The organism is Mesorhizobium ciceri biovar biserrulae WSM1271 (assembly GCF_000185905.1).
GTDB lineage: Bacteria > Pseudomonadota > Alphaproteobacteria > Rhizobiales > Rhizobiaceae > Mesorhizobium > Mesorhizobium ciceri.
The window spans coordinates 4,090,952-4,108,036 of record NC_014923.1; the positions used below are offsets into that span (position 1 = coordinate 4,090,952).

The following is a 17,085-nucleotide window of genomic DNA, read 5'->3' on the forward strand; positions in this document are numbered from 1 at the left end:
AACGTGTCTGACATTCTTCGCAAGATCGAGGCCTACAAGCGCGACGAGATCGCGGCGGCAAAGGCACGTGTGCCGCTGGCCGAAATCAAGGCGCGAGCCAAGGACGCAGACGCACCGCGCGGCTTTCTTGCCGCGCTCGAAGCAAAGCGCAAATCCGGCGCCTTTGCGCTGATTGCCGAGATCAAGAAGGCAAGCCCGTCCAAGGGGCTGATCCGCGCCGATTTCGATCCGCCGGCGCTGGCGCAGGCCTATGCCAAGGGTGGTGCTGCCTGTCTTTCGGTGCTGACCGACGCACCGTCCTTCCAGGGCGCGCCGGAATTTCTCACCCGGGCGCGAGCCGCCGTCGCGCTGCCGGCGCTGCGCAAGGATTTCCTGTTCGATCCCTATCAGGTCTACGAAGCCCGCGCCTGGGGCGCGGATGCCATCCTGATCATCATGGCCAGCGTCGACGACGCCCTAGCGAGCGAGCTTGAGGCAACGGCATTCGAACTCGGCATGGATGCGCTGATCGAGGTGCATGATGAGTCCGAGACGCTGCGCGCGCTAAAACTGTCGTCGCGGCTGATCGGCATCAACAACCGCAATCTGAGAACATTTGAAACCAGCCTTAAAACGTCGGAGCGGCTGGCACCCATGGTGCCGGGCGGCCGCCTGCTGGTCAGCGAGAGCGGTATTTTCTCGCATGACGACTGCCTCAGGCTGCAAAAGAGCGACATCGGCACTTTTCTTGTCGGCGAGAGCCTGATGCGGCAACAGGACGTCACCACCGCGACGCGCCTGCTTCTGACAGGCAAGGCTTTGGCCGAGGCTATCTGACGATGGTATCAGGCCTGACCCATCTCGGCGCGCAGGGCGAGGCCAACATGGTCGATGTCGGCGACAAGGAAGAAACAACGCGCACGGCGATCGCCGAAGGCTTTGTCGCGATGCAGCCCGAGACGCTGAAGATGATCCTCGCCGGCAACGCCAAGAAGGGCGACGTGCTCGGCACCGCGCGCATCGCCGGCATCATGGCCGCGAAGAAGACGCATGATCTGATCCCGCTCTGCCATCCGCTGCTGCTGACCAAGGTTTCCGTCGACATCGAGCCCGACCATGCATTGCCGGGCCTGAAGGTCACCGCGCTGGCGCGCGTCACCGGCAAGACGGGCGTCGAGATGGAAGCGCTGACGGCCGCTTCGGTAGCCTGCCTGACCATCTACGACATGGCCAAAGCAGTAGACCGCGCCATGGTCATCACCGGCATCCGCCTGGTCGAAAAGACCGGCGGCAAGTCGGGTGACTACAAGGCGAGCTCCTGATGGCGCTGGTTCCTATCGCGGAGGCGCTTGAACGCCTGCTCGATGGTGCGGCACCTCTAGCCGGCGAAAGCGTTCCTCTGTTCGAGGCGGTGGATCGTGTTCTGGCGGAACCGGTCGTGGCACTCCGTACCCAGCCACCTTTCAACGCTTCCGCCATGGATGGCTATGCCGCTCGAGCCGCCGACGTGGCGTCGGTACCATCGAAACTATCGGTAATCGGCATGGCGCCTGCCGGGCGCGGCTTTGACGGCACGGTCGGCCAGCGACAAGCGGTGCGTATCTTCACCGGCGCTCCGCTGCCCGAAGGCGCCGACACCATCGTCATCCAGGAGAATGTCCACGACCTCGGCGGCGGCGAAATCGAAGTGACCGAGCCGACGGCGCAATGGCGCAATATCCGCCGCATCGGGCTCGATTTTTCAACAGGCGATGTGCTGCTCGAAAGAGGCCGTTTGCTCGACCCGGCGGCACTGTCGCTGGCAGCATCGGCCAACCATCCCCAGGTCAAGGTGGTAAGACGACCGCTTGTTGCCATCATCGCCACCGGCGACGAATTGCTGCCGCCGGGCAGTAATCTCGGCCCGGACCAGATCATCTCGTCCAATGCCTATGGCGTCGCTGCCACCGCACACTCGGTCGGCGCCCGCGCGCTCGATCTCGGCATTGCCGCCGATCGCAAGGAGGCCATCGCCGAACTGGTGCAAAAAGCGGTGGCGGCCGGTGCGGATGTCATCGTGACGCTTGGTGGCGCCTCGGTCGGCGATCACGACCTGATCCACGACGTACTGACCGGCGAAGGCATGACGCTCGGCTTCTGGAAGATCGCCATGCGCCCCGGCAAGCCGCTGATGTTCGGCCGCCTCGGCGATATCAGGTGCATCGGCCTGCCCGGCAACCCGGTGGCAAGCCTGGTCTGCTCGCAACTGTTCCTGAAGCCGCTGCTGGCGCGGCTCGGCGGCCGCAACCATCGCCAGGACATTCGCCCAGCGCGACTGGGTGCCGCAATGCCGGCCAATGATTTGCGCCAGGACTATGTCCGAGCCGTGGTCAGGGAAGATGACGGCGCGCTGGTGGCGACGCCGTTCGGCATTCAGGATTCCTCGATGCTGAGAATGCTGGCCGACGCCAACGGGCTGATCGTGCGGGCGCCGTTTGCCCCTGCAGCAGCCGCGGGCGAGGCTTGCAGCGTTTTGATGCTGCGCTGAGGAATTCCAGGCAAGCCGTTCATAACAGGCGAGAAAGTGATCTCGGCTCTAGCTCGAGATCAAGCTCTGCGTCAGCGGATGCGCCGGATCGGTAAGGCCGTCGACAATGTCGTAGTGATGCCGGTCGGGCTCGACCACGGTGCTGGTGGTGGCGCCAAGGCCGGTCCAGATGTTGGCAAGCAACGCATTCTGGCGCAGGAACTCGGCGCGCTCACCGCCGCCGGCCCAGCAGGTGACGCGGGCGCCATCCATCGGGCGCAGCAGGGCTGGGCTTTCAGCCAGCGCCTCCTCTTCGTCGATTGCCAGGTCCTTGTTCATGCCGGTGCGCATGAGCGGACGCAAATCGTGTAGACCTGAAATCGAAACGACATGGCGTATGCGCCGCGCCACATCCGGCGCCAGAGGCGTGGTTGTCGTCACCATCCGGGTGGCGAGATGGCCGCCGGCCGAATGTCCGGTCAGCATCAGCGGTCCGTCAACCATTGCCGCTGCCTTGCCAATCGCCGCCCCGACTTCCCGGACGATGCCTGCGATGCGTATGTCCGGGCACAGCGTGTAGGAGGGCATCGCAACGGCGAAGCCGCTGCCGACCGCGCCCTTGGCGAGATGCGACCACAAGCTCTTGTCGGTCTCCAGCCAGTAACCGCCATGGATAATCACCACCAGTCCTTTGGGCGCGGCCTTGGGAAGGAAAAGATCGAGCCGATTGCGCGACCCGTCGCCATAGGCGATGTCGAGCCGTGCCCGGCTCTCTGCCGAGAGCGCATCGCGGAATGCTGCCGCTGGCTCCGCCCAGGCGGCTGGCCAACGGTCGCTGCCGGCGATGTTCGCGCCGTTGGCATAGGCATCATCCCAATCGACGATGTGACGTTCGAACATCTGCGCCCTCCCCCAAAACGGCATCGCTGTTGCGCTAGCAATGGCCAGCGCCACGCCATGCGTCAATGCTCCAGGGCAAAACATTTTAGGCTTGAAACAAATTTCGACTGGTGCGATCCTGCCCGTACGAACAGCCGACAATGGGAGGTCTGCTGTGCTGCCCTCACGTGCAGATGTTCACCCTTTCGGACGCGCATCTCCGAGCAGGCGTGATGGGCAGCACGAAGCCTCCTCAGAGCAGGACCTTAGGATCCACCACATCCAGCCAAGGCGCATTGCGCACTGGCCAGGCAGCAGACGGGAGAGCGGCGACATGCTTGGGCCTTCAGCGCATATCGACACGTTCACGCGCGATCACCTGCCGCCGCCGGAGCAATGGCCCGATATACTGCTCGACGGCTTCGACTATCCCGAACGCCTCAACGCCGGTGTCGAACTGACCGACCGGCTGGTCGAGAAGGGCCTCGGCGACCGCACAGCCCTGATCGGCAATGGCCGCCGCCGCACCTACAAGGAACTGTCCGACTGGACGAACAGGCTCGCCCACGCGCTGGTCGAGAATTATGGCGTCGAGCCCGGCAACCGGGTGCTGATCCGCTCGGCCAACAACCCCGCCATGGTCGCCTGCTGGCTGGCTGCCACCAAGGTCGGCGCCGTGGTCGTCAACACCATGCCTATGCTGCGCGCCGGCGAACTGGCCAAGATCGTCGACAAGGCGGAAATCACCGTCGCGCTCTGCGACACCAGGCTGATGGACGAGATGACCGCCTGCGCCAAGGACAGCACCTTCCTCAAACAGGTCATAGGCTTCGACGGCACCGCCAACCATGATGCCGAGCTCGATCGTGCCGCTCTCGACAAGCCGGTGACATTCACCGCCGTCAACACCGGCTGCGACGATGTCGCGCTGCTCGGCTTCACCTCGGGCACGACAGGCGTGCCGAAGGCGACGATGCATTTCCACCGCGACCTCCTGATCATCGCCGACGCCTATGCCCGCGAAATCCTGGAGGTGACGCCGGACGACATCTTCGTCGGCTCGCCGCCGCTGGCCTTCACCTTCGGCCTTGGCGGGCTCGCTATCTTTCCCCTGCGCTTCGGTGCGGCGGCGACGCTGCTGGAGCAGGCGACGCCACCCAACATGATCCACATCATCGAGACCTACAAAGCCACGATCTCCTTCACCGCACCGACTGCCTACCGCGCCATGCTGAAGGCCATGTATGAAGGTGCCGATTTGTCTTCGCTGCGGGTTGCCGTTTCAGCCGGCGAAACCTTGCCCGCTCCGGTTTTCGAAGAGTGGACGCAAAAGACCGGCAAGCCGATCCTCGACGGCATCGGCGCCACCGAAATGCTGCACATCTTCATCTCCAACCGCTTTGGCGACATGAAGCCCGCGTCGACCGGCAAGCCGGTCGGCGGCTACGAGGCGCGCATCGTCGACGACGAGATGCGCGAAGTACCGCGCGGCGCGACCGGCAGGCTGGCGGTGCGCGGCCCGACCGGCTGCCGCTACATGGCCGATATCAGGCAGAAGGACTACGTGCGCGACGGCTGGAACATCACCGGCGACACCTTCACGCAGGACGAGGACGGCTTCTTCCATTTCGCCGCGCGCTCCGACGATATGATCGTCAGCGCCGGCTACAACATTGCCGGCCCCGAGGTCGAGGCCGCACTTCTGTCACATCCCGACGTCGCCGAATGCGCGGTGATCGGCGCCGAGGACGCCGAGCGCGGCCAGATCGTCGAGGCGCATGTCGTGCTGGTGCAGGGCGTGGCGCCTGACGCATTGACCACCAAGCGCCTGCAGGACCATGTCAAGGCGACGATCGCGCCCTACAAATACCCGCGATCGGTGAAATTCATTGCTGCTTTGCCCAAGACCCAGACCGGCAAGATCCAGCGCTTCCGGCTGCGCACGGAGAAAGTCAATTGAGCGAGCCCTACGATCCGGCGTCCGAAGGCGCACAGATGTCGTTCAACGAGCGCATGTCGTACAGCGACTATCTGCACCTGGAGAAAGTGCTGGAGGCGCAGACGCCGCTGTCGTCGGCGCATGACGAGATGCTGTTCATCATCCAGCACCAGACCTCGGAACTGTGGATGAAGCTCGCTTTGCACGAGATTGGCGCCGCGATCCGCTCGATCCGCGCCGACCGGCTCGAGCCGAGCTTCAAGATGCTGTCGCGAGTCGCGCGCATCTTCGAGCAGCTGAACAATGCCTGGGATGTGCTGCGGACGATGACGCCCAGCGAATATACCGAGTTTCGCGACGCGCTCGGCCAGTCCTCGGGTTTCCAGTCCTGGCAGTATCGCGCCATCGAGTTCATGGCCGGCAACCGCAACCTGGCCATGCTCGGCCCTCACAAGCATCGGCCTGACCTCAGCGGAAAGCTGGAAGCCATCCTGGCCGAGCCATCGCTCTACGACGAAGCGCTGCTGCTTTTGGCGCGCAACGGATTCGACATCGGTGCCGATGCCAGGCGCACGGACTGGCGTGAGACGCGAACCGAGAATGAAGAGGTCCTGGTCGCCTGGCAGACTATCTACCGCGATCCGCAGCGCTACTGGATGTTCTACGAACTGGCCGAGAAGCTGGTCGACTTCGAGGATTATTTCCGCCGCTGGCGCTTCAACCACGTCACCACGGTGGAGCGCATCATCGGTCTGAAGCGCGGCACCGGCGGCACGTCGGGCGCTTCGTATCTGAAGAAAATGCTCGAGGTCGTGCTGTTTCCGGAGCTGTGGACGGTCCGCACCCGGCTCTGACATCATCGAAATGAGAACAGGCTCACCGAAGGGACGCTCTGTGGCGGAAACCCTTCGCGAACAACCGGGGACTGACCATGAGTGGAATTCCTGATCTCGCCGCAGTCGAAGCGATGGATGCCACGGATCCGCTGCGGGCCATGCGCGACCGTTTCATTCTGCCGGAGGGGGTGATCTATCTCGACGGCAATTCACTGGGGGCAGCATCTCATGCCGTTTTCGGCGAGCTGCAGCAGGCGGCGACGCAGGAATGGGCCCGAGATCTTATCCGAGCCTGGAACACGGCCGGATGGTTCGAGATGCCGATCGAACTCGGCGACCAACTCGGACGCCTGATAGGAGCCGCGGCCGGCCAGACCGTTGTCTGCGACACGACATCGACCAACATCTACAAGGTGCTGCACGCAGCGATGGAGATGCGGCCCGGCCGGTCAGCCATCGTCGCCGAAGGTGACAGTTTTCCCACCGACCTGTACATCGCCGAAGGCGTGGCCTCGACCCGGGATGGCGTCCTGCTGCGCCTCGCGGGCGTCGACGCGCCGACCATCGAAGAGTTGATCGACGAAAACGTGGCGGTGGTGCTGGTCAACCACGTCAATTACAAATCGGGTGAACTGCGCGACATGGCGGCGCTGACGCGCAGGGCTCATACGGCCGGAGCGTTGATCGTCTGGGATCTCTGCCACACCGCCGGCGCCCTGCCCGTCGAGCTCGATCAGGCAAATGCCGATTTCGCTGTCGGCTGCACGTACAAGTACCTCAACGGCGGTCCGGGCGCGCCGGCCTTCATCTATGCCGCGCAGCGCCACCACGGCGATATCAGCCAGCCGCTCAGCGGCTGGTGGGGCCATGCGCGGCCCTTTGCCTTCGAACGGGGTTATGTTGCCGGCACCGGCATCCGCCGTTTGCTGTGCGGTACGCAACCGGTCCTGTCGATGCGGGCGCTCAAAGGCGCGCTTGCCATCTGGAGCGACGTCGACATGGCGGCATTGCGAAAGAAGAGCGTCGCGCAGACAGAACTGTTCATCCAGCTCGTCGAAGCCAAGTGCGGCGCCTACGGTCTCACGCTGGAGACCACCCGCGACGCGACCAGGCGCGGCAGCCAGGTGTCGTTCCTTCACGACCACGGCTATCAAATCATGCGGGCGCTGATCGAGCGCGGGGTGATCGGTGACTTCCGCGCACCGTCGACCATCCGTTTCGGCTTCACGCCGCTCTATGTCAGCTACAAGGATGTGTGGCTGGCGGTTGAGGTTCTGGAAGACATTCTGCGCACGGGTGCATGGAAGGACCAGCGTTTCGCCGTCAAGGAAGCCGTTACCTGACGCACCGATCCCGGCGATCCGCCGTCGCTGCCCTCACTGCCTGGCAAATAACGGAGAGCTGAATTTCCAGCCAAAATGCCCAACTGACGTTGGCGTTTTGGCTCCGTTTCGTTCACGGCCAACGAACGTCCCGAAGGTTGCAATCGCCCCTTGTCGAGGTCGATCGACGGATAATGCCAAGCTTTGGTAGAGGATAAGCCACAGGTCATTAACCATAACAATTTCAATGTGAGCAGGCGCATTGCCAAAGGTGGCGCCCGTCGATCGTAACCCGCTGGCAAGCGCCAAATAATTTCAGCAGCCTTAACAAATTCATTAAACTTTAAACGGTTGCAGAACACAACTGGAACAGATAGTGTTTGTTCTGGGTTTGTTTTTCGATTCTGGTTTCAGGGAACCTGGGGGCCGCCATGCTGACACGCAAGCAACATGAACTGCTGATGTTCATCCATGAACGCCTGAAGGAGAGCGGCATTCCGCCATCCTTCGACGAGATGAAGGAGGCGCTCGACCTTGCCTCCAAATCCGGGATTCATCGGCTGATCACGGCCCTTGAGGAGCGCGGCTTTATCCGCCGGCTGCCCAATCGGGCCCGCGCGCTGGAAGTGCTGCGGCTGCCGGACTCCATCGCGCCAGGCCTCAATGCGGCAAAGAAGTTTTCGCCAAGCGTCATCCAGGGCAGTCTTGGTCAGGGTGGTGCTCTTGGCCGGCAGATCAAGCCGGCGCCTTCGCGGATGCCTTCGCCCGGCAATGACGACGATGCGGTCTCTGCCGTTTCGATCCCGGTCATGGGTCGCATCGCCGCCGGCGTGCCGATCGATGCCATCCAGCATCAGACGCATTCGATTTCGGTGCCGCCGGACATGATCATGGGCGGCGCGCACTATGCGCTGGAGGTCAAGGGCGATTCGATGATCGAGGCCGGCATCTTCGACGGCGACACCGTTATCATCCGTAACGCCGACACGGCCAGCCCCGGCGAGATCATCGTGGCGCTGGTCGATGAAGAGGAAGCGACGCTGAAGCGGTTCCGCCGCAAGGGCGCCTCCATTGCCCTCGAAGCCGCCAATCCAGCCTATGAGACACGGATTTTCGGGCCGGACAGGGTCAAGGTGCAAGGCAAGCTCGTCGGCCTGATCCGTCGCTACTGAGACGGCTGTGGGTTGACCACTGGCTTCTCGGGTTTCTTGAAGGGGGCCAGCCCCCTCGCCTCGCGAGAGTATTTGCGTTGCGTGTGCCAGGGCCGATATGGGCTGTCCACCGCGAAGCTGATCGTCGCCGGCGTGGTCGCCGATTGGCGATCGAAGAAGACCGCGGCACTGCCTTTGCGAGCCAGTTGCCGCTTGGTGATGACGAGAACCAGCGGGTTGTGACAGGCGTCATAGGCGGTGGCATCGTTGACGACGATCAGCTCGGCGAAGCCGCAGGCTTTCCAGGTGTCCTTGCGGTCCTCGACATAGGCAATGATCGCACCGGACATGTGCCTGGCCACGCAAACGCCTGAGGAGCAATAGAACGGCGATCCCGGCGGTAGCTCAACGGCATCCGCGACGTCGAATTGCCCATCGCTGTTGTCGAACACTTCCGGAACGACGATGGTTTCCGATGTCAGCGCGCGTTTCCAGTTGTCGACGGTGAATTCGTTCGGCCGTTGCCGGCTGACGGCAAGCTCACCGCCACCGATCGGCAACGCCACCAGCCGGGCGTCTTCCGAGATCAGCACATCGGGCGTGCGCGTATCCGAGACGGTCAGCAAGCCTGCCAACGCGAATGGCAGAGCCGCGAGCCGCAGCCATGTCGTCGCCATCGTCGCGATGACCAGGGCAATGGCCACCAGCAGGACCGACTGTTGCGAAATCAGCCCGACCCCATCGACAGGCGAACGCTCGGAGATCCAGCCCGATATGGCGATCATCATCGTCAGGCCCTTGCCCATCAGGTAGAGAGCTGGCCAATCCAATCCGAAAGGCATCAGCAGCGCGCTGGCGACGGCCAGGAACATGACGACGGTGACGATCGGCATAACCGCGAGATTGGCGAACAGGCTGAGCGGCGACACACGCTGAAAATGCCAGATGGCAAACAGCGTCGTGGCGCTGCCGGCGATGATCGAGGTCATGGCCAGACCAATTGCCGCCAGCAGGAATTTTCGTGTCAGGAACCCGGGCAAGGATCGCTTCGGCGGCGGCGTTCTTGCTTTTCCCGCGCGGTGATCCGCCCAGCCGGCATAAGCGCCGACCAGAGCCGCGGTCGCGGCGAAAGACATTTGAAAACTCGGGCCGACCACCTCATGCGGCGACACCACGATGACGGCGATCGCCGAGATCGCCAGATTGCGCATGGTGAGTGCTGCTCGATCGAACAGAACTGCAATCAGCATCACTGCCAGCATGATGAAGCTGCGTTCGGCGGCGACGACGATACCTGAGATGACGAGGTAGGCTGCGATCGAGAACAGTGCGGCGGCAGCGGCATACTTCTTGACCGGGCGACGCGCGGAAAAATCGGGAAACAAGGCGAAGGCGCCGCGCAGCAACCCCATGATGGTGCCGGCGACCAGAGCCATGTGCAGTCCCGAAATGGAGATGATGTGGTAGATGCCGGTACGTCGCATCGCCTCATTGATGTCGTCGGGAATGCCGGCGCGCACGCCGACGATCAGCGCCGCGGCGATCTCGCCTTCGGCGCCGCCGACGCTCGCCCTGATATGGTCGGCAATGCCTTCACGGGCATTTTCCACGCTGGAGGAAATTCGGGCCGACAGCGGCATGTCGCCATCATCGGTGACGACAAGCTTGGGATTGCCGAGAAAGAACCCGCTGCCGCCAATGCCGGCAAAATAGCTGTCGAAGGAGAAATCATAGCTGTCCGGCCGCACCGGCCCGGTCGGCGGCAAAAGCTTGGCATATCCGGTGATGAGAGAGCCTGCGGTCACGTCAGCCGGGATCTTGCGTGCCGAAAGCCGCACCCGTTCCGGCGCATAGCGCAGTTTCGGTCTTGCGGTCGATGTTACGTCGATGGTCAGCCGGATACGGCCAGTTTCCATCCGGTCGAGCGAGACGACGCGGCCGGTCACCTGCGTCGAGATTTCCGAGCCCAACATTTGTGTGCCCGCACGCCACGTCTCGACCTTGGCAGCAAGCAGTCCTAGGGCGCACAAAAGTGCCGCCATGAAACACAGATGGGTCTTTGGCCATGAGCGCGAGACCAGCGCACAGATCCCCGTCAGGATGACAACCGCGACAGGTCTCGCAAAGTCGGGTTCAGCCGTCAGCGAAAAATAGCCGATCGCTCCGATCGCAAGGCAGACCGGCACCAGCAGGAAGGCCACGCCCCGGTCGAGTTCCAGGCTCGCCGCCGTGTTCACGCTGTGGCGCAGGCGAGGCAGTGATATCAGGCCGATCTGCCGGCGCACGCGCACGATCCTGCCGGTTCCGGCAACAGGAACGGAGGCGGCGACACCCGTTTGCAAGGGCACCTTGCCGGGATCCGGCACGAGGGGCGACGGCGGCGGCAATGAGGCTGGCAGCGGCGCAAACAGGGATCGTTCGCTGACGCCAATGGCAGCGTCCTCGCCCTGATCCGAGCCCCAGCCTCGTTCAGCCATCGGGTCTGCCCCTTGCGCCCTCGACACCCTATGCTACATGAACGCGCAAAGCGCGAAAGTCCGCGCGACCGCACCCCGCTTCAGATGGTTTCCGAGAGTTCCATGTCCGACAAGGTCGTCACCCGTTTTGCCCCTTCGCCCACCGGCTATTTGCACATAGGCGGCGCGCGCACGGCGCTGTTCAACTGGCTGTATGCAAAGCACACCGGTGGCACGATGCTGCTGCGCATCGAGGACACCGATCGCGAACGCTCCAATGAAGCCGCGACGGCTGCCATCCTCGACGGGCTTTCCTGGCTTGGCCTGAGCTGGGACGGCGAGCCGGTGTCGCAGTTCGAGCGTGCGCCCCGCCACCGCGAGGTGGCCGAGGAGCTCGTGCGCATCGGCAAGGCCTATTATTGCTACGCCACGCCAGCCGAACTGGAGGCCATGCGCGAGGCCGCCAGAGCCAAGGGGCTGCCACCCCGCTACGATGGCCGCTGGCGCGACCGCGCCCCCTCAGAAGCACCCGCAGGCGCCAAGGGCGCCATCCGCATCAAGGCGCCGACCGAAGGCGAGACCGTCGTCCATGACCGGGTCCAGGGCGACGTGCGCTTTCCTAACAAGGATCTCGATGACTTCATCATCCTGCGTTCCGACGGCAATCCCACTTACATGCATGCCGTCGTCGTCGACGATCATGACATGGCCGTCACCCACATCATCCGCGGCGACGACCATCTGACCAACGCCGCCCGCCAGACCGTCATCTACAACGCCATGGGCTGGGACGTGCCGTCCATGTCGCATATCCCGCTGATCCACGGCGCCGATGGCGCCAAGCTATCGAAGCGGCACGGCGCGCTTGGCGTCGAGGCTTATCGCGCCATGGGCTACCTGCCGGAGGCGCTGCTCAACTACCTGGCGCGTCTCGGCTGGAGCCATGGCGACGACGAGATCATGTCGATCAAGGACATGATTTCCTGGTTCGACATCGGCGACGTCAACAAGGGCGCGGCGCGCTTCGACTTCGCCAAGCTGGAGGCAATCAACGGCGCGCATATGCGCCGCATGAGCGATGCCGAACTGTTCGACATCTTCATCGCCACCCTGCCCTACCTCGAAGGTGGCCCGGCGATCGCCGCACGCCTGAACGACAGCACCAAGGCGCAGTTGCTGGCAGCGCTTCCGGGCCTGAAGGAGCGCGCCAAGACGCTGGTGGAGCTCGTCGACGGCGCGGCCTTCCTGTTTGCCACGCGACCGCTGCCGATCGACGACAAGGCGGCCCTTCTGCTCACCGATGACGCCCGCAAGATCCTGCGCAGTGCTCACGAAGCTTTGAACGGGCTTGCGGATGACTGGACAGCCGCCTCGGCGGAGGCGGCGATCCGCGAGGTGGCGGCGGCCGGCAGCCACAAGCTCGGCGCGGTGGCCCAGCCTTTGCGCGCCGCTTTGACCGGCAAAAGCACCTCGCCGGGCGTGTTCGATGTGCTCGCCGTGCTCGGCCGCGAGGAAAGCCTGGCGCGCATCTCAGATCAAATCGATTAGGAGCAAACTGGCCCAAGAAGATTGGCATTGAAAGGCGGGTTTCGCAGTGCAACATTAGGCCTTGGCCCAATCTGGCACGCACCTCCTGAAATGCGGTGGCGAATACGCGCATTGCGGTGATTTTCGACGTGTCGCTCTGCGAAATTTGCCTTTGCCGGCATGAGGAAACAAGAAGGAGTTTGCAATGACCGAAGCTGCGAAAAAACTGGATTTGGGCAAGACCCAAGAGGCCACCGCAACGCTTGAATTCGCCGGCAAGACCCATGAATTCAAGGTGCGAAGCGGTTCGGTCGGGCCTGATGTGATCGACATCGCCTCGCTCTACTCAACCACCGGCGCTTTCACCTACGATCCCGGCTTCACCTCGACGGCAAGCTGCGAGTCCGAAATCACCTTCATCGACGGCGACGCCGGCATCCTGTTGCACCGCGGCTATCCGATCGACCAGTTGGCCGAACATGGCGACTTCCTCGAGGTCTGCTATCTCCTGCTCTACGGTGAATTGCCGACCAAGGCGCAGAAGGACGATTTCGATTACCGCGTGACGCGCCACACCATGGTGCATGAGCAGATGTCGCGCTTTTTCACCGGCTTCCGCCGCGACGCGCATCCGATGGCGGTGATGTGCGGCGTGGTCGGCGCGCTGTCGGCCTTTTATCACGACTCCACCGACATTTCCGACCCCTACCAGCGCATGGTTGCCTCCATGCGGCTGATCGCCAAGATGCCGACGATCGCGGCGATGGCCTACAAATACCACATCGGCCAGCCCTTCATTTACCCGAAGAACGAGCTGAACTTTGCCGCCAACTTCCTGCATATGTGCTTTGCCGTGCCTTGCGAGGAATACAAGATCAATCCGGTGCTGGCGCGCGCCATGGAACGCATCTTCATCCTGCACGCCGACCACGAGCAAAATGCCTCGACCTCGACCGTTCGCCTCGCCGGCTCGTCGGGCGCCAACCCGTTTGCGTGCATCGCCGCCGGCATAGCCTGCCTGTGGGGACCCGCGCATGGCGGCGCCAATGAAGCGGCGCTCAACATGCTTGGCGAGATCGGCCATGTCGATCACATCCCGGAATTCATCGCCCGCGCCAAGGACAAGGACGACCCGTTCCGCTTGATGGGCTTCGGCCACCGCGTCTACAAGAACTACGATCCGCGCGCCAAGATCATGCAGAAGACGGCACATGAGGTTCTGGGCGAGCTCGGCATCAAGGACGATCCGCTGCTCGACATCGCCATGGAGCTGGAAAAGATCGCGCTGACCGATTCCTATTTCATCGAGAAGAAGCTCTACCCGAATGTCGACTTCTATTCCGGCATCACGCTGAAGGCGCTGGGCTTCCCCACCACCATGTTCACCGTGCTGTTCGCGGTCGCCCGCACCGTCGGCTGGATCGCCCAGTGGAAAGAGATGATCGAGGATCCGCGCCAGAAGATTGGCCGCCCGCGCCAGCTCTATACCGGTGCACCGGAGCGGGATTACGTGCCGATCGCCAAGCGGTGAATTAGGAAATAGTGAGTAGTGAGTAGTGAGTAGTGAAGTCGGCCATTTCTGCTGATTACTGACTACTCACTCTCTTGACATACCGCATCACCACCTGCGCGGCGATCTCGCCGGACGGTCTACCCGTAGCCATGCGCCGCCTGATCTCTGCAAATCCATCCTTCTGCCAGGCACGCATGCCGCTGTCGGCGAACAGTGCCTCCAATTGCCGGGCAAGATTGTTCGGCTTGATATAGCCGTCGTAGAATTCGGGAATAAGCGCTCGGTCCGATATCAGATTGGGCAGCAGCGCCGACCAGACGGAAACGAGGTACGGCGCCAAGATGCGCGCGACCGGGTCGAGCCTGTAGCAGGAAATCATCGGCACGCCGGCCAGCGCCAGTTCCAGCGATACCGTCCCGGACGCGATCAGCGCCGCATCGGCCTTGCCGAAAGCCTGCCATTTGCGCTGGGGATCGACGATGATCTCAGGCTTTTCATCCCAGCGGTTGACGGAAGATTTGACGAGGTCGGCGACATGCGGGACGGTCGGCAGCAGCAGCCGCAAGCGGTGGCCGCGCGCGCGCAGGATCGACACCGTCTCGCCGAACGGGTCGAGCAGCCGCCGTACCTCGCCACGCCGCGAACCGGGCAGGACGAGCAGGGTTTTGACCCGATCAGGAGAAAGGTCGCGCGGCAGCTCCTGCGCCTTGGCTGCAGCGAGCAAGCCCGCATCGTGCGTCAGGCGATGCCCAACATAGGTGCCCGATGGCCCGCCGAGCCGCTCCAACTCCTTAACCTCGAAAGGCAGGATGCACAGGATGTGGTCGACATAGGGCTTCATCGCGACCGCCCTGCCCGGCCGCCACGCCCACACGCTCGGGCAGACATAGTGGATGATCGGAATCGACGGGTTGGCCGCACGCACCTTTTTGGCGACGCGCAACGAAAAGTCCGGACTGTCGATGGTGACGAGGCAATCCGGCTTTTCGTCGGCAACGGTCTTGGCCAGTTGGCTGATCCGCCGCATCAGGCGCGGAAGGTCGCGCAGGACGGCACTGAACCCCATGAGGGCGATCTCACCGGCATCGAATGGCGAGACCAGTCCCAGCGTCTGCAAATGACGGCCGCCGAGGCCGACGAGTTGCACCTCGCGCCCGGCCGCCTGCCTGAGCGAGCGTACTATGTCGGCGCCGAGCAGGTCGCCGGACTCCTCGCCGGCAACAATCGCGATCTTCAATGCCCTGTCAGCCACTGTGCGGCTCCGTCGTGGCAGGCAGGCCAATGACGAACAGGCCGAGTGCGTTGGCGCGCGCGATGGTTTCAGGACCTTCGAGAACCAGCGAACGTCCCGCCTCGACGGCAATCCCGGCAAGCTCGGCTGCATGCGCTGCTTCGACCGTCTGCAGGCCGATGGACGGAAGATCCGCTCGCAGTTCCTGGCCAGGCTTGGCGCACTTGACCAGGACGCCGCGGGTCTTGCCCGCAATACGGCCGTGGCCGCGCAAAAGCTTTGCCCGCTCAAGCAATCCGGCTGTTCCTTCGATGCCTTCCAGCGCAATGGTCCGGCCACCGATGGCGATCGCGGCCTGGCCGATGTCCAGCGCCCCGATGGCCTTTGCTGCGTCAAGGCCTGCCTCGATGTCACGCCAGTCCGACTTTTGTGGCGCGGCGTTGGTCAGGACGCCTTCGGCGGCGACAAGGCTCGGCACGACTTCATGGGCGCCGACAACTTTTATTCCACGGGCTTCGAGGCCCCTCGCCAAGACCTTCAGCAGGCCATCGTCGCCGCGCGCGAGCGCCATGACGACCAGCGGAATTACCGCGAGCAGGCTGAGACTGGGGCGCAGCGCAAGCAATCGCGGTCGGCGCTTGATCTCGCCTGCAAGCACCAGATGGGTGATCCGGTGCCGGCGTAGCAATGGGACCAGCGAGCCTATACCTTCCAGAGCGAGGCTTTCATGATCGTATCGGGAGAGCTCCGCGATGCGGTCGACCTCGCCTTCCATCAGGATGACGAAGGGCGGATAGCCTTGTTCAGCCGAACCGGCCGCGACCTCGACCGGCAGACTGCCGCCGCCGGCAATGATGCCGACCCTGGAGCCCGGCGGAAGATCAAGACGCGCTGCCGCTGTCTCAGTCTTCGTCATCGACATCGTCGCCATCGCCGCCCTTGAGCGACGGCACAGCATAGTGCCGCTTGCCGCGACTGGTGATGAAATCGATGATCTTCATGGCGGTCGGCGACGACGCGAACTCCGCCTTGGCGAACTCGATGTTCTCGCCAACAGTGCGGGAACGATCGAAGATCATTCTGTAAGCCTTGCGCAGCACAAGGATTTCGGACCTCGGCAAGCCGGAGCGCTTGAGCCCGATGATGTTGAGACCGCGCAAACTGGCGCGGTTGCCGACCGCTATGGCAAAGGGGATCACATCGCCGACGATCGCGGAGCAGCCGCCCAGAAAGGCGTTGTCGCCGATGCGGACAAACTGATGCACTGCGGTCAAGCCGCCGATATAGACATTGTTACCGACCTCGCAGTGGCCGCCCAGCGTTGCGCCATTGGCGAACGTCGCATTGTTGCCGACGACGCAATCATGGGCGATATGGGCGTAGGCGAGGAAATTGCCGTTGTCGCCGACCGTCGTCTCACCGCGGCTGGAATCGGTGCCGAGATGCATGGTCACGCCTTCGCGGATCGTGCAGTTCCTGCCGATGACCAGGGTGGTTCGGCCGCCCTTGTGCTTTGTGTTCTGCGGCGGCGCGCCCAATGTCGCCATCGGGTAGACCTTGGTCGAGGCGCCGATCGACGTCGCGCCCATCACCGAGACATGACTGACCAGTTCGACGTCGTCGCCGATCACCACATCGGCGCCGACATGGCAGAACGGCCCAATGCGCACGCCTTGGCCGATTTTGGCGCCTTCCTCGACAATGGAGGAAGCATGGATGGATGTCTTGATTTTCATAAGCACTCGA

General features: G+C 63.2%; 14 protein-coding genes. 9 read left to right on the forward strand and 5 right to left on the reverse strand.

Translation table 11 applies throughout. The features are described from left to right. Window positions 1–3: 3 nt before the first annotated feature. From trpC to MESCI_RS19895, 3 genes are read left to right on the forward strand one after another with little or no spacing between them, the layout of a single operon-like run. Complete coding sequence (gene trpC, locus MESCI_RS19885) at window positions 4–816, forward strand: indole-3-glycerol phosphate synthase TrpC (protein WP_013531739.1); 813 nt, start codon at window positions 4–6, stop codon at window positions 814–816. 2 nt (window positions 817–818) lie between these two features. Beyond that, window positions 819–1,301, forward strand: coding sequence for a cyclic pyranopterin monophosphate synthase MoaC (gene moaC / locus MESCI_RS19890; RefSeq protein WP_013531740.1), 483 nt, complete (start codon window positions 819–821; stop codon window positions 1,299–1,301). Beyond that, entirely contained in the window at window positions 1,301–2,506 is a 1,206-nt protein-coding gene (locus tag MESCI_RS19895; protein WP_013531741.1) for a molybdopterin molybdotransferase MoeA, read from the forward strand. The genes moaC and MESCI_RS19895 overlap by 1 nt, the downstream gene beginning before the upstream one ends. 48 nt (window positions 2,507–2,554) lie before the next feature. Here the strand turns inward: MESCI_RS19895 and MESCI_RS19900 are convergent, their stop codons facing one another. Continuing rightward, a complete protein-coding gene (locus MESCI_RS19900) occupies window positions 2,555–3,385 on the reverse strand; it encodes an alpha/beta hydrolase (RefSeq protein WP_013531742.1) in 831 nt (276 codons plus the stop codon). 313 nt (window positions 3,386–3,698) lie between these two features. Between MESCI_RS19900 and MESCI_RS19905 the strand changes: the two genes are divergently transcribed. The 4 genes from MESCI_RS19905 to lexA all read left to right on the forward strand — a co-directional run bounded on the left by MESCI_RS19905 (window position 3,699) and on the right by lexA (window position 8,633). Beyond that, the gene (locus tag MESCI_RS19905; protein ID WP_013531743.1) at window positions 3,699–5,324 is read left to right on the forward strand and encodes an AMP-binding protein; all 1,626 of its coding nucleotides are present in this window, start codon (window positions 3,699–3,701) and stop codon (window positions 5,322–5,324) included. Next, complete coding sequence (gene kynA, locus MESCI_RS19910; RefSeq protein ID WP_013531744.1) at window positions 5,321–6,157, forward strand: tryptophan 2,3-dioxygenase; 837 nt, start codon at window positions 5,321–5,323, stop codon at window positions 6,155–6,157. The genes MESCI_RS19905 and kynA overlap by 4 nt, the downstream gene beginning before the upstream one ends. 77 nt (window positions 6,158–6,234) lie before the next feature. Further along, entirely contained in the window at window positions 6,235–7,482 is a 1,248-nt protein-coding gene (kynU, locus tag MESCI_RS19915; RefSeq protein WP_013531745.1) for a kynureninase, read from the forward strand. Between the two features lie 410 nt (window positions 7,483–7,892). Beyond that, complete coding sequence (gene lexA / locus MESCI_RS19920) at window positions 7,893–8,633, forward strand: transcriptional repressor LexA (protein WP_013531746.1); 741 nt, start codon at window positions 7,893–7,895, stop codon at window positions 8,631–8,633. Here the strand turns inward: lexA and MESCI_RS19925 are convergent. Then, window positions 8,627–11,089, reverse strand: a complete 2,463-nt coding sequence (locus tag MESCI_RS19925; RefSeq protein WP_013531747.1) for a ComEC/Rec2 family competence protein — start codon at window positions 11,087–11,089, stop codon at window positions 8,627–8,629. The two genes, lexA and MESCI_RS19925, sit on opposite strands and share 7 nt — an antisense overlap. Before the next feature lie 102 nt (window positions 11,090–11,191). Between MESCI_RS19925 and gltX the strand changes: the two genes are divergently transcribed. Continuing rightward, on the forward strand, window positions 11,192–12,616 hold the full coding sequence (gene gltX, locus MESCI_RS19930; protein WP_013531748.1) for a glutamate--tRNA ligase: 1,425 nt from the start codon (window positions 11,192–11,194) through the stop codon (window positions 12,614–12,616). A 184-nt stretch (window positions 12,617–12,800) separates the two neighbouring features. Beyond that, window positions 12,801–14,126: a citrate synthase gene (gltA, locus tag MESCI_RS19935; protein ID WP_013531749.1), complete on the forward strand. Its 1,326-nt coding sequence runs from the start codon at window positions 12,801–12,803 to the stop codon at window positions 14,124–14,126. Between the two features lie 55 nt (window positions 14,127–14,181). On the opposite strand, the gene lpxB is transcribed toward gltA, so the two are convergent. The 3 genes from lpxB to lpxA are packed head-to-tail and all read right to left on the reverse strand — an operon-like array spanning window position 14,182 to window position 17,075. Further along, window positions 14,182–15,360: a lipid-A-disaccharide synthase gene (gene lpxB, locus MESCI_RS19940; RefSeq protein WP_013531750.1), complete on the reverse strand. Its 1,179-nt coding sequence runs from the start codon at window positions 15,358–15,360 to the stop codon at window positions 14,182–14,184. Continuing rightward, a complete protein-coding gene (locus tag MESCI_RS19945; RefSeq protein WP_013531751.1) occupies window positions 15,353–16,270 on the reverse strand; it encodes an LpxI family protein in 918 nt (305 codons plus the stop codon). Before MESCI_RS19945 ends, lpxB begins: the two co-directional genes overlap by 8 nt. Beyond that, complete coding sequence (gene lpxA, locus MESCI_RS19950; RefSeq protein ID WP_013531752.1) at window positions 16,242–17,075, reverse strand: acyl-ACP--UDP-N-acetylglucosamine O-acyltransferase; 834 nt, start codon at window positions 17,073–17,075, stop codon at window positions 16,242–16,244. The genes MESCI_RS19945 and lpxA overlap by 29 nt, the downstream gene beginning before the upstream one ends. Between the last annotated feature and the right edge of the window lie 10 nt (window positions 17,076–17,085).

Excerpts from the sequence above, each read along its gene's own strand:
- moaC (WP_013531740.1), top strand. The coding sequence starts at position 819 with ATGGTATCAGGCCTGACCCATCTCGGCGCGCAGGGCGAGGCCAACATG.
- MESCI_RS19895 (WP_013531741.1), top strand. The coding sequence starts at position 1,301 with ATGGCGCTGGTTCCTATCGCGGAGGCGCTTGAACGCCTGCTCGATGGT.
- MESCI_RS19900 (WP_013531742.1), bottom strand. The coding sequence starts at position 3,385 with ATGTTCGAACGTCACATCGTCGATTGGGATGATGCCTATGCCAACGGC.
- MESCI_RS19905 (WP_013531743.1), top strand. The coding sequence starts at position 3,699 with ATGCTTGGGCCTTCAGCGCATATCGACACGTTCACGCGCGATCACCTG.
- kynU (WP_013531745.1), top strand. The coding sequence starts at position 6,235 with ATGAGTGGAATTCCTGATCTCGCCGCAGTCGAAGCGATGGATGCCACG.
- lexA (WP_013531746.1), top strand. The coding sequence starts at position 7,893 with ATGCTGACACGCAAGCAACATGAACTGCTGATGTTCATCCATGAACGC.
- MESCI_RS19925 (WP_013531747.1), bottom strand. The coding sequence starts at position 11,089 with ATGGCTGAACGAGGCTGGGGCTCGGATCAGGGCGAGGACGCTGCCATT.
- gltX (WP_013531748.1), top strand. The coding sequence starts at position 11,192 with ATGTCCGACAAGGTCGTCACCCGTTTTGCCCCTTCGCCCACCGGCTAT.
- gltA (WP_013531749.1), top strand. The coding sequence starts at position 12,801 with ATGACCGAAGCTGCGAAAAAACTGGATTTGGGCAAGACCCAAGAGGCC.
- MESCI_RS19945 (WP_013531751.1), bottom strand. The coding sequence starts at position 16,270 with ATGGCGACGATGTCGATGACGAAGACTGAGACAGCGGCAGCGCGTCTT.
- lpxA (WP_013531752.1), bottom strand. The coding sequence starts at position 17,075 with ATGAAAATCAAGACATCCATCCATGCTTCCTCCATTGTCGAGGAAGGC.